The organism is Streptomyces sp. NPDC090083, from assembly GCF_044747445.1.
Taxonomy (GTDB): domain Bacteria; phylum Actinomycetota; class Actinomycetes; order Streptomycetales; family Streptomycetaceae; genus Streptomyces.
Genome location: NZ_JBIVED010000008.1, coordinates 169,171 through 181,606, shown reverse-complemented (window position 1 = coordinate 181,606; position 12,436 = coordinate 169,171). Strand labels below are relative to the sequence as shown.

10 protein-coding genes are annotated in these 12,436 nt (G+C 72.0%); 7 read left to right on the top strand and 3 right to left on the bottom strand.

What is annotated here, in order from left to right; all coding sequences use genetic code 11:
- Positions 1–61 precede the first annotated feature (61 nt).
- From pheS to ACIPTO_RS27325, 5 genes are all read left to right on the top strand, one after another.
- On the top strand, positions 62–1,189 hold the full coding sequence (pheS, locus tag ACIPTO_RS27345; protein WP_366321234.1) for a phenylalanine--tRNA ligase subunit alpha: 1,128 nt from the start codon (positions 62–64) through the stop codon (positions 1,187–1,189).
- Complete coding sequence (gene pheT / locus ACIPTO_RS27340) at positions 1,189–3,693, top strand: phenylalanine--tRNA ligase subunit beta (RefSeq protein WP_401196410.1); 2,505 nt, start codon at positions 1,189–1,191, stop codon at positions 3,691–3,693. Before pheS ends, pheT begins: the two co-directional genes overlap by 1 nt.
- 170 nt (positions 3,694–3,863) lie before the next feature.
- Positions 3,864–5,000 (top strand): PP2C family protein-serine/threonine phosphatase, encoded by a 1,137-nt coding sequence (locus ACIPTO_RS27335; RefSeq protein ID WP_401196407.1) that lies wholly within the window; start codon positions 3,864–3,866, stop codon positions 4,998–5,000.
- 197 nt (positions 5,001–5,197) lie between these two features.
- Complete coding sequence (locus ACIPTO_RS27330; protein WP_366321228.1) at positions 5,198–6,538, top strand: transcriptional regulator; 1,341 nt, start codon at positions 5,198–5,200, stop codon at positions 6,536–6,538.
- A gap of 70 nt (positions 6,539–6,608) precedes the next feature.
- Positions 6,609–7,178, top strand: a complete 570-nt coding sequence (locus tag ACIPTO_RS27325; RefSeq protein WP_366321226.1) for an NUDIX hydrolase — start codon at positions 6,609–6,611, stop codon at positions 7,176–7,178.
- Here the strand turns inward: ACIPTO_RS27325 and ACIPTO_RS27320 are convergent.
- Positions 7,175–7,432: a hypothetical protein gene (locus ACIPTO_RS27320; protein ID WP_366321224.1), complete on the bottom strand. Its 258-nt coding sequence runs from the start codon at positions 7,430–7,432 to the stop codon at positions 7,175–7,177. The genes ACIPTO_RS27325 and ACIPTO_RS27320 overlap by 4 nt on opposite strands.
- A 194-nt stretch (positions 7,433–7,626) precedes the next feature.
- Positions 7,627–8,502 carry a 3-hydroxybutyryl-CoA dehydrogenase gene (locus tag ACIPTO_RS27315; RefSeq protein WP_401196405.1) on the bottom strand — a complete coding sequence of 292 codons (876 nt, stop codon included), beginning with the start codon at positions 8,500–8,502 and terminating at the stop codon, positions 7,627–7,629.
- Between the two features lie 167 nt (positions 8,503–8,669).
- Here ACIPTO_RS27315 and ACIPTO_RS27310 point away from each other — a divergent pair, with 167 nt between their 5' ends.
- The gene (locus tag ACIPTO_RS27310) at positions 8,670–9,914 is read left to right on the top strand and encodes a glycoside hydrolase family 10 protein (protein WP_401196403.1); all 1,245 of its coding nucleotides are present in this window, start codon (positions 8,670–8,672) and stop codon (positions 9,912–9,914) included.
- 43 nt (positions 9,915–9,957) lie between these two features.
- Here the strand turns inward: ACIPTO_RS27310 and ACIPTO_RS27305 are convergent, their stop codons facing one another.
- Positions 9,958–10,884, bottom strand: coding sequence for a DMT family transporter (locus ACIPTO_RS27305; protein WP_401196400.1), 927 nt, complete (start codon positions 10,882–10,884; stop codon positions 9,958–9,960).
- Between ACIPTO_RS27305 and ACIPTO_RS27300 the strand changes: the two genes are divergently transcribed.
- A complete protein-coding gene (locus ACIPTO_RS27300) occupies positions 10,883–12,346 on the top strand; it encodes a PLP-dependent aminotransferase family protein (protein ID WP_401196398.1) in 1,464 nt (487 codons plus the stop codon). The genes ACIPTO_RS27305 and ACIPTO_RS27300 overlap by 2 nt on opposite strands.
- Positions 12,347–12,436 lie beyond the last annotated feature (90 nt).

Genomic DNA, 12,436 nt, shown 5'->3' with positions numbered 1-12,436 from the left:
CGTCCCCCGAGCCGAGTCGGGACGGGGACCATCCGCCAGCCAACCGGAAGCACGGGAAGAGATGTCGGCACCGAATAAGTCGTACGACCCTGTAGAGGTCGAGGCCTTGAAACCGGAAGAGATCGAGCGCATGCGGGACGAGGCGCTCGCCGCCTTCGCCGCCGCCGGTGACCTCGACGCGCTCCAGGAGGCCAAGGTCGCGCACACCGGCGGCACCTCCCCGCTGGCCCTCGCCAACCGCGAGATCGGCGCGCTGCCCCCGCAGGCCAAGGCCGCGGCCGGCAAGCTCGTCGGCCAGGCCCGGGGCGCCGTCAACAAGGCCCTCGCCACGCGCCTCGGCGAGCTGGAGGCCGAGCGTGACGCCCGTGTCCTGGTCGAGGAGGCGGTGGACGTCACCCTGCCGTACGACCGCGTCCCGGCCGGCGCCCGGCACCCGCTCACCACGTTCATGGAGCGCGTCGCCGACGTCTTCGTGTCCATGGGGTACGAGATCGCCGAGGGTCCCGAGGTCGAGGCGGAGTGGTTCAACTTCGACGCCCTGAACTTCACCCCGGACCACCCGGCCCGGCAGATGCAGGACACCTTCTTCGTCCAGGGCCCCCAGGGCACCGAGGGCGACGAGTCCGGTGTCGTGCTGCGCACCCACACCTCTCCGGTGCAGGCCCGCGCCATGCTGGACCGCGAGCCGCCGGTCTACATCGTGTGCCCCGGCCGCGTGTACCGCACCGACGAGCTGGACGCCACGCACACCCCGGTCTTCCACCAGATCGAGCTCCTCGCCATCGACGAGGGCCTCACCATGGCCGACCTCAAGGGCACCCTCGACCACATGGTCCAGTCGCTCTTCGGCTCGGAGATGAAGACCCGGCTGCGGCCGAACTACTTCCCCTTCACCGAGCCGTCCGCCGAGATGGACATGCTCTGCTACGTCTGCAAGGGCGAGTCCGTCGGCAACCCCGACCGCCCCTGCCGCACCTGCTCCTCCGAGGGCTGGATCGAGCTGGGCGGCTGCGGCATGGTCAACCCGCGCGTCCTGGTGGCCTGCGGGGTGGACCCCGAGAAGTACAGCGGATTCGCCTTCGGGTTCGGCATCGAGCGGATGCTGATGTTCCGCCACAACGTCGAAGACATGCGAGACATGGTCGAGGGTGACGTCCGGTTCACCCGGCCGTTCGGGATGGAGATCTGATGCGCGTCCCGCTTTCCTGGCTGCGGGAGTACGTCGACCTGCCGGCGACGGAGACCGGCCGAGACGTCCAGGCCAAGCTCATTTCCGTCGGCCTCGAGGTGGAGACCGTCGAGCAGCTCGGCGAAGGCCTCAAGGGCCCCCTCGTCGTCGGCAAGGTCCTCACGATCGAGGAGCTGGAGGGCTTCAAGAAGCCCATCCGCTTCTGCACGGTCGACGTCGGCGGGGCCAACGGCACCGGTGAGCCGCAGGAGATCGTCTGCGGCGCCCGCAACTTCGCCGTCGGCGACAAGGTCGTCGTGGTCCTCCCCGGCGCGGTCCTGCCGGGCGACTTCGCCATCGCCGCCCGCAAGACCTACGGCAAGACCTCGCACGGCATGATCTGCTCCGGTGACGAGCTGGGCATGGGCGACGACGGCTCGCACGGCATCATCGTGCTGCCGCCCGAGCACGAGGTCGGCACCGACGCGATCGAGCTGCTCCAGCTCGTCGACGAGGTCCTCGACATCGCCGTCACCCCCGACCGCGGCTACGCCCTGTCGATCCGCGGTGTCGCCCGCGAGACCGCCACCGCCTACGGCCTCACGCTGCGCGACCCGGCCCTGCTGGACGTCCCGCAGCCGAACGCCTTCGGCTACCCGGTCCAGGTCTCCGACCCGGTGGGCTGCGACCGCTTCACCGCCCGCACGGTCACCGGCCTCGACCCCGACGCCCGCTCCCCGCTCTGGCTCACGCGCCGCCTCCAGAAGGCGGGCATGCGCCCGATCTCGCTCGCCGTCGACATCACCAACTACGTGATGCTCGAACTCGGCCAGCCCCTGCACGCCTACGACCGCTCCCGCGTCCAGGGCCCGATCGGGGTGCGCCGGGCCACGCCGGGCGAGAAGCTCACCACCCTCGACGGCGTCACGCGCACGCTGGACGCCGAGGACCTGGTGATCACCGACGACCGGGGCCCCATCGGCCTCGCGGGTGTCATGGGCGGCGCCAACACGGAGATCGACGACACCGAGGGCACCACCACCGAGGTCGTCGTGGAGGCCGCGCACTTCGACGCGCTCTCCATCTCGCGCACGGCCCGCCGCCACAAGCTGGCCTCCGAGGCGTCCAAGCGCTTCGAGCGCGGCGTCGACCCGCAGGCCGCCTCCGCCGCCGCGCAGCGCACGGTCGACCTCCTGGTCCTCCTCGCCGGCGGCACCGCGGACGCGGGCGTCACCGAGGTCATCGCGCCCTCGGCCCCGCACACCATCACCATCCCGGCCGACCACCCGGACAAGGTGGCCGGTGTCGTGTACGGCCGCGAGACCGTCGTACGGCGGCTCCAGGAGGTCGGCTGCGACGTGTACGGGCAGGACGAGCTGATCGTCACCGTCCCGTCCTGGCGCCCCGACCTCACCGACCCGAACGACCTGGCCGAAGAGGTCATCCGCCTGGAGGGCTACGAGAACCTGCCCTCCACGCTCCCCAAGCCCCCCGCGGGCCGGGGCCTCACCGACCGGCAGCGGCTGCACCGCCGGGTCGGCCGCGCGCTGGCCGGCGCCGGTTACGTCGAGGCGCCGAACTACCCCTTCGTCGGCGAGCACGTCTTCGACCAGTTCGGCCTGGCCGCCGACGACCCGAACCGCAAGGTCGTCAAGCTGGTCAACCCGCTCTCCGACGAGGAGCCCGCGCTCCGCACGACACTGCTGCCGGGCCTGCTCGGCGCGCTGCGCCGGAACGACGGCCGGGGTTCGCACGATCTGGCGCTGTTCGAGACGGGGCTGGTCTTCCACCCGCGCGAAGAGCTGAAGATCGCGGTCCGGCTGCCGGTCGACCGGCGTCCCACCGACGAGGAGATCGCCTCTCTCACCGAGGCGCTTCCCGTCCAGCCCCGGCATGCCGCCGTCGTCCTCGCGGGCGCGCGGGAGCAGGCCGGTTGGTGGGGCAAGGGCCGTCCGGCCGACTGGGCGGACGCGGTCGAGGCGGCGCGGGTGCTCGCACGGGAGGCCGGGACCGAACTCGTCGTGCGCGGCGGGCAGTACGGGCCCTGGCACCCGGGGCGCTGTGCGGAGCTCGTCGTCTCCGTCGACGGGGCCGAGCAAGTCGTCGGGTACGCCGGGGAGTTGCACCCGGGTGTGCTGAAGACGCTGGGTCTGCCCGCGCGCACCAGCGCGATGGAACTGGACCTGGACGCCCTTGAGTCGGCCTCTTCGGGGGTTCCCAAGGGGCCGAAGATCTCCACGTTCCCCGTCGCCACGCAGGATGTCGCGCTCGTCGTCGACGCGGCCGTGCCGCACGCGGACGTCGAGGCGGTGCTGCGTGAGGGCGCGGGTGAACTGCTGGAGTCCATCCGGCTGTTCGACGTCTACGAGAACGCCGCGCAGCTGGGTGACGGGAAGAAGTCGCTGGCGTACGCGCTGCGGTTCCGGGCTGCTGACCGGACGTTGACCGTCGATGAGGCGTCCGCGGCCCGGGACGCGGCGGTCGCGCTGGCCGGGGAGCGGGTCGGGGCGGTGCTGCGCGGCTGAGACGGGCCGAGGTCCACCTGCATAAATGCAGGCATCTCGGGGTGTCTCACTCGTTCGGGTGAGAAGTCCGGGTGATCCGGCCCGATCGGGGCATGCGGTCGACAGAATCGGACCGGCCTTTCGGGGTCGGTCCGATTGCGCTGTCGGGGCCTATTTGGGGGGCCACAGGCATGATCCGCATCAAGGCTGGGGTACCCCGCAGGGCGCGTCCGAGGACGCGTCTCCGCCGTCCGCTGCGCCGGGCGCTCGCCCTGGGGCTGCCCACGGTCTGGGGCGCCATAGCCATCACCTACAAGCTCACCTGCCCGCTCGCCCAGCAGAACGGCCTGGGCGCCCGCATCGTCACCAGCGCCGTGTTCTTCGCGGTCGGCACCGGTCTCGTCGTCCAGGTCCGCCGCTCCCTGCTGCGTGAACTCCGCCAGATCCGGCAGATCGCCGGCGCCGCCCAGAACGCCCTGCTGCGCCCGCTGCCGCCCCGCCTCGACGGTCTGAACATCGCCGCCGCCCAGCTGTCCGCGGAGCGCGGTGCGGCGGTCGGCGGCGATCTGTACGAGGTGATCGCCACCGAGCACGGTGTCCGCGTCGTCATGGGTGATGTGCGCGGCCACGGCATCGCCGCGATCGGCACGGTCGCCGCCGTCCTCGGCAGCTTCCGCGAGGCCGCCCACGACGAACCCGAACTCCCGGGCGTCCTGCGCCGGTTGGACCGCGCGCTCGCCCGCCACCTGCGCGAACGCGCCCGCGCGGAACACCCCGCGTCCGGCGCCCTCGACCCCGAGAGCCCGGTCGCCGAGGAGTTCGTGACCGTACTGCTCCTGGAGATCGGCAGGGACGGGGAGGTGCGGGGGCTGAACTGCGGCCATCCGTGGCCGTACCTGCTGAGCGGGGAGCGCGTCGACCCACTTGCCCGGGCCGAACCGCTTCCGCCGCTCGGACCGTTCCCGCTCCCGGCCGAGCTGCCGCTCGTCCGTTGCGGCCGACTCCTCCCGGGCGAGGCTCTGTTCCTCTACACGGACGGAGCGGAGGACGCCCGGGACGCGAGGGGCCGCTTCTTCCTGTTGAGGGAGGTCCTGGCAGAGGTGGCGTCCCACCACCCGCTTCCCGTACCCCGGTCGGTTCTCGGCTCGGTCTTCACCGCACTGCTGCGCCACACCGGCGGCACCCCTACGGACGACGTCGCGATACTCGTCCTCAGCAATGACAGAAAGCCGGCGCACCCCCACCCGGGGACGCGGGGAACCGCACGACCGGCCGCGGCGCACCCGCACCCGCACCCGGCGAACGACCGGCAGCCCAACGGCGTTTAGCCGCCCGCAAAGCCAGGCCGCCGCACTTACGAGGGGGAGCCGGCGGCCCGGCCGGCCTCTTGCGAGGCAATCCAGTCAACCGGCCCGAAACTCTCCGCAACAGCGCGCACACACCGCGGATTCACGTACTCCGTTCACACCCGGTGTGAATCGAACCGCACTACTCTGTCCGCACCGAGTCACCCGGGGGGCCTCCCATGCAGCCCAACACACTCCTCGACGCGATCCTGGACGAGGCGGGAATCTCGCACGCGGGACTCGCCGCTCACGTGAACCAGGCGGGACGGGCCCGGGGTCTCGCACTCCGGTACGAACACACCGCCGTGGCGCGGTGGTTGAAGGGCCAGCGGCCACGGGGCCAGGTTCCCGACCTGATCTGCGAGGTGCTCGCGACCCGCCTGCACAGACCCGTCACCCTCGACGACATCGGCCTCGGCGTCCCCGGCGAACCGTCCACCCCGCACGGCACCTCCCTGTCCGGCTTCGTCGAGCGGGCCACCGCCCTGTGGCGCTCCGACGAACAGCAGCGCCCGCACATCCTCGGCGCCCCGGCGGTCACCGGTACGCCCGCGGTGATGCCCGTGTGGGAGTGGGAGAACCCGCCGGACGACGTGGACGTCTCGCGCGGTGGCCGGCACCGGGTGAGCATGGCCGACATCGAGATGCTGCGCGCGGCCCGCGCCCACTACGAGCAGATGTACCGCAAGGCGGGCGGTGTGGCGACCCGCACCCGCATCGTCGGCTTCCTCAACTCCGAGACCGCCCCCCTGCTGCGAGGCAGCTACACCGATGCCACCGGCCGCCAACTGCACCGCGCCACGGGCGGGTTGGTGGCCATCGCGGGCATCTGCGCCTACGACTCCGACGCGCACGGACTGGCCCAGCGCTACTTCCACCAGGCACTGCGGCTGGCAAAGGCCAGCAACGACAGGGGACTCGGCGCCTACGTCATCGCGCTGCTGGTCAACCAGGCGCTGTTCATGCGGGAGTTCCGCCAGGCCGTCGCCTTCGCGGAGGCCGCGCTGCGGGCCGCCGGCCGGCAGATCACCCCGGCCCTCGCCTCCGACCTGTACGCGATGCAGGCGAAGGCGTACGCACACCTCGGCGACGGCACGAGCGCCCTGTCCTGCATCCGGCGTGCCGAGCAGGCCGCCGAACGCATCCGGCGCGGATACGAACCCGACGAGACCGGATATGTCCAGCCGGGCCTCGTCAACGTCCAGGTGGCGGAGGCGCTGCTCAGCCTCGGCGATCTGACGGCGGCGGGGGAGCACGCGGCGGCGGCCGTCGACACCCCGGCGCACGACCGGGGCCGGGTGCACCGGCTGGCGATGCTCAGCCAGATCGAACTGCGTCAGGGAAACGCGGACAAAGCGGTGGCCACGGCCGTGCGGATGGCCGAACAGGCGAGGGGGATGGAGTCCCAGCGGCTGCGGGACAGACTCCGCGCGGTGCGCGAGTACCTGGTGCGCAGCGACTGCGCGGGTACGTCCGAGGCGGCCGAACTCATCGACGGGGCACTGCGCGTACCGCTGTAGACAGCGCTGTCGTCCACAACACCGTTCCTGCTGCGATATTGCCACTTACTCGACGGAAGGTGGCAGAACCGTGCAGTGGACGAAACAGAACGAACAAACTGTGTACTCAAATCGCTGGTTCAGCGTCAATCTCGCCGATGTCGAACTACCCGACGGCCGGCACCTCGACCACTTCCTGATCCGGCTGCGGCCGGTCGCCGTGGCGACGGTGGTCAACGAGGCGAACGAGATCCTTCTGCTGTGGCGGCACCGCTTCATCACCGACAGCTGGGGGTGGGAGCTCGCGGCCGGCGTCGTCGAGGACGGCGAGGACATCGCGTGCGCCGCCGCCAGGGAACTGGAGGAGGAGACCGGCTGGCGGCCGGGGCCACTGCACCACCTGATGAGCGTGGAACCGTCCAACGGGCTCACGGACGCCCGGCACCACATCTACTGGGCCGACGAGGGCGAGTACACCGGACACCCCGTGGACGACTTCGAGTCGGACCGCCGGGAGTGGGTGCCGCTCAAACTCGTACCCGACATGGTCGCCCGCGGGGAGGTCCCGGCCGCCAACATGGCGGCCGCGTTGCTGCTGTTGCACCATATGCGGCTGGGCCACGACGGACCCGCGGCCAACCGGCCGCCCTTCGGGAACTAACGCGCCAGCACCTGCCAGACGGTCACCACGAGGGCGCCCACGGCGGTGAGGGCCGCGATGGCCGGCAGTGGCCAACGGGTGTGCTCCAGCGCGACGATGCGCGCGCTCAGATCGTCCAGTTCCTTGTCCGTCTCCTCGGTGCGATGACTGAGCAGGGCCAGCCCTCCCTCGACCCGCGCGTACGCGACATCGAGGCGGCGGCGTAACTCTGCGAGTTCTCCATGGACCACGGGATGCTCGGGGTCGGCGGTCACGGGTCCGCTCCTTTCCGTAGTCGGAACATCCCTTGCATGCGCATGAAGAGTCAACTCGCCTGGTGGACACGGAGGGAGAGTGTGCGAGGGGCATATGCGGGCCCGGCGCGCACACGGTGTGTGAATGCGGCGGGCCCGGCACTCCGAAGAGTGCCGGGCCCGCAACCGCCGGCGTATGACGGTGAGTTGCCCGCTCAGCCGTAGGTGTAGAACCCCGAGCCGGACTTCCGGCCGAGGCGTCCCGCGTCCACCATGCGCTGGAGCAGCGGGGGAGCGGCGTACAGCGGCTCCTTGTACTCGTCGTACATCGAGAAGGCGATCGCCGCGACCGTGTCCAGGCCGACCAGGTCGGCCAGCTTGAGCGGGCCCATCGGGTGGGCGCAGCCCAGCTCCATGCCGTTGTCGATGTCCTCGCGGCTGGCGATGCCCGACTCGAACATCCGGATCGCGGAGAGGAGATAGGGGATCAGCAGCGCGTTGACCACGAAGCCGGAGCGGTCCTGGGCGCGGATCGCGTGCTTGCCGAGCACCTTCTCGGCGAACAGCTGGGCGCGGCCGAGCGTGCCCTCGGAGGTGGTCAGCGCCGGGATCAGCTCGACGAGCTGCTGCACCGGCGCCGGGTTGAAGAAGTGGATGCCGATGACCTGGTCGGGGCGCGAGGTGGCGACCGCGAGCTTGACCAGCGGGATCGAGGAGGTGTTGGACGCCAGGATCGCGTCGGGCCGGGTCACGACCTGGTCGAGCACCTGGAAGATCTCGGTCTTCACCTGCTCGTTCTCCACGACGGCCTCGATCACGAGGTCGCGGTCGGCGAACTCGCCGAGATCGGTGGTGAAGCTGAGCCGCGCCTGGGTCTCCGCGAGTTCCTCGGCGCAGATCTTGCCGCGCGCGGCGGCCTTGGTCAGCGAGTTGAACAGCCGGGTCCGGCCGATCTCCAGGGCCTCCCCGGTGGTCTCGGCGACCTTCACGTCCAGGCCGGAGCGGGCGCACACCTCGGCGATACCGGCGCCCATCTGGCCGCAGCCGACCACTCCGACGCGCGCAATGTCTCCGCTTGGGATGCCCGTCACATCGTCCCCTTCGCCGCTCTGTCACTGTCGCAGGACCTCGTTGTTCGAGGCCTGCTCCGATCGTGCACGTTACCCGCAAGTATCGATGATCGATCGCCGGGGTCGGGCATCCTGGGGCGCGGAGACGATCCGTGACGGCGCGGATCCACAGCGTATGGGGTGTGCAGATGGGGCGATTGTCACGTCGGGCGTTCGCGATGGCCGCGCTGTCGACGCTGGCCACGACGAGTGGTGCGGCGGCGGACACGGGGCGCGGACCGGCGCCTGCGGGCCGTCCGCGCGCGGTCACCGAGATGCGGGGCGTGTGGCTGGCGACGGTCGCCAACCGCGACTGGCCCTCCCGCCCGGGCCTGACCCCGGCACAGCAGCGCACCGAACTGATCGCCCACCTCGACACGGCCGTCCGCGACCGCCTCAACACGGTGATGTTCCAAGTGCGGCCCACCGCCGACGCGTTGTGGCCCTCACCGTACGAGCCCTGGTCCCAGTACCTCACCGGCACCCAGGGCGAGGCCCCAGGCTGGGACCCGCTGAAGACGGCCGTGGAGGAAGCGCATGCGCGGGGACTCCAGCTGCACGCCTGGTTCAACCCGTACCGCATCGCCAACAACACCGACCTGACGAAGCTCGTCGCCTCGCACCCCGCGCGCAGGCACCCCGACTGGGTGGTCGCCTACGGCGGGAAGCTCTACTACAACCCCGGACTGCCGCAGGTCCGCGCCTTCGTCGAGGACGCGATCCTCGACGCGGTGAGGAAGTACCCCGTGGACGGCGTCCACTTCGACGACTACTTCTACCCGTACCCGGTGGCAGGGCAGACCTTCGACGACGACGCGGCCTACGACGCCTACGGCGGCGGCTTCGGCGACCGGGCCGCGTGGCGGCGCGACAACATCGACAAGCTGATCCGCGAGACCGCCGCCCGCATCCGGCAGGTCCGCCCGGGCACCCGCTTCGGGATCAGCCCCTTCGGCGTGTGGCGCAACAGCGCGACCGACCCGCGCGGTTCCGACACCCGGGCGGGAGTGCAGACGTACGACGACCTCTGCGCGGACACCCGCACCTGGGTGCGCGAGAACTGGATCGACTACATCGTCCCGCAGCTCTACTGGAACATCGGCTTCGCCGCAGCCGACTACGCCAAGCTGGTCGCCTGGTGGGCGGAGGTCGCGCGGGGCACGAGGACACGGCTGTACGCCGGTGAGGCGCTGTACAAGGCGGGCGACCCGGCGCAGCCCGCGGCCTGGCAGGACCCGGCCGAACTGTCCCGGCACCTCACCCTCGCCGCGACGTACCCCGAGGTCGGCGGGCATGTCTTCTTCGCGGCGCGGGACGTGGCCGTGGACCCGTTCGGAGCGATGGCACGCGTGGTCGCCGACCACTACCGGGAACCTGCGCGGGCGCCGCGCTGAACACCCTTGCGGGGCAAGGGATCTGAGCGGCTCTCACCTCCCGTCAGCTCCGCGCCCGTTGTGTGACGGCGATGCACACCAGCACCGCCGCCGCGGTCAACGGGGCGGCCACGGGCAGGTGTTCGCCGAGCAGCAGCACCGACCACACCAACGTGAGCAAAGGCTGGGCCAGTTGGAGCTGGCTCGCCTTCGGGACGCCGATGGCGGCCATGCCCCGGTACCAGACGACCAGCCCGAGGAACTGCGAACCGGCGGCGACCCACAGCACTCCGGCCACGCTGTGCGCGGTGAGGTGCGGGGTGTCGTAGGACAGCGCGAGCGCGGCGGCGGGCACGGTCAGCGGCAGGCACAGGACCAGCGCCCAGGCGATGACCTGCCAGCCGGGCATCACCCGGGCCAGCCGGCCGCCCTCGGTGTAGCCGGCCGCGCAGACCAGGAGCGCGGCGAGGAGATACAGGTCGGCGCTGGTCAGGGCGCCGCCGCTCTGCTGGACGGTGAAGGCGATCACCGCTCCGGCGCCCGCGAGCGCGGCCGTCCAGAAGGTGCGCGAGGGGCGGGTGCCGGTGCGCAGCGCGGACAGGGCGGCGGTCGTCAGTGGTAGCAGACCGACGACCACCGCCGCGTGGGCGGTGGTCGAGGTCTCCAGGGCGAGCGTGGTGAGCAGCGGGAAACCGACCACCACACCGGCGGCCACGACGGCCAGTCCCGCCCGGTACGGACGGCCGGGCACCGGGACGCGCAGCGCCAGCAGGCAGCCGCCCGCGATGACGGCGGCGAGGACGCTGCGCACGGCCACCAACGTCCAGGCGCCGAAGCCCTCAAGACCCCAGGCGGTGGCGGGGAAGGTGAGGGAGAAGGCGATCACCCCGAGCGCGGCCTGGACCGTGCCCGCGCGGACCGTCGGTGTGGTCGTCGGGGAGGTGCTGACCGCTATCGGGCTCGGGACAGTAGCGCTATCGTGTGCTCTCATGCGTGAGCGTAGCAGTGTCGGTGAACTGGCGGATCGGCTGCGGCAGGATCTCGACCGCTACTCTCCTGGTGGAAAGCTGCCGTCGAGCCGGGCGCTCGTCGAGCGGTTCCGGGTGAGCCCCGTGACCGTCTCGCGGGCCCTCGCGCAGCTGGCCGCCGAGGGACTGGTGGTCACCCGGCCCGGCGCCGGAGCGTTCCGGGCCGCGCCCAGGGCCGCGACCGCCGCCGCCGGGGACACCTCCTGGCAGGAGGTCGCCCTCAGCGCGGACGGCGCCGCCGATCTCGTCCCGCGCACGGTGGACGCGTCCGGCGTCCTCACCACGCTCGCCGCCCCGCCGCCGGGCGTGATCGAGTTCAACGGCGGCTATCTGCACCCCTCCCTGCAGCCCGAGCGCGCGATGGCCGCGGCCCTGTCCCGGGCCGGCCGCCGCCCCGGCGCCTGGGGACGGCCGCCGATCGAGGGCCTGCCGGAACTGCGCGAGTGGTTCGCGCGCGGCATCGGCGGCGCGATGACGGCAGCCGACGTGCTGATCAGCGCGGGCGGTCAGACCGCGCTCACCACCGCGCTGCGCGCCCTCGCACCGCCCGGCGCACCGGTCCTCGTCGAATCCCCCACCTACCCGGGCATGCTGGCGATCGCCAGAGCGGCCGGCCTGCGCCCGGTGCCGGTCCCGGTGGACGCGGACGGCGTGAAACCGCCCTTGCTGGCGGACGCGTTCCGTGCGACCGGCGCCCGGGTCCTCGTCTGCCAGCCCCTGTTCCAGAACCCGACCGGCGCCGTCCTGGCCCCCGCCCGCCGCCCGGAGATCCTGCGCATCGCCCGCGACGCGGGCGCGTTCGTCATCGAGGACGACTTCGTACGACGGCTGGTGCACGAGGACGCGGGCCCGCTGCCGCGTCCGCTCGCCGCCGACGACCCCGACGGCGTCGTCGTCCACGTCGGCTCGCTGACCAAGGCCACCTCGCCCAGCTTCCGGGTCAGCGCCCTCGCCGCGCACGGCCCGGTGCTGGAACGGCTGCGCGCCATCCAGGTCGTCGACACCTTCTTCGTCCCCCGCCCGCTCCAGGAAGCGGCCCTCGAACTGGTCGGCTCACCGGCCTGGCCCCGCCATCTCCGGGCGATCTCGGCGGAGTTGAAGACCCGCCGGGACACGATGACGGCCGCCCTGCGCCGCGAACTCCCCGCCTTCGCCCTCCCGCACATCCCCTCCGGCGGCTACCACCTCTGGCTCCGCCTCCCGGACGGCACCGGGGACACCGCCCGGGCCTTCGGCTCCGGGGGAGAGCAGTCGCTGACGGCCGCGGCCCTCCGCGCGGGCGTCGCCATCACCCCCGGCCGCCCCTATTTCAGCGCCGAACCCCCGGCCGCCCACGTCCGGTTGAGCTTCGCGGCGGTCGCGGGAACGGGCGAGATCGTGGAGGGCGTACGGCGGCTGCGGGCCGCCTGGGAGGAACCGGCCTGACGCGAGGACGCGCGCGGAGCCCTCGCCCGGCACCGCCCGCGCCCGGCCAAAACCGTTCGACACTCCCACGCCTGGCCTGCGATTCTCCCG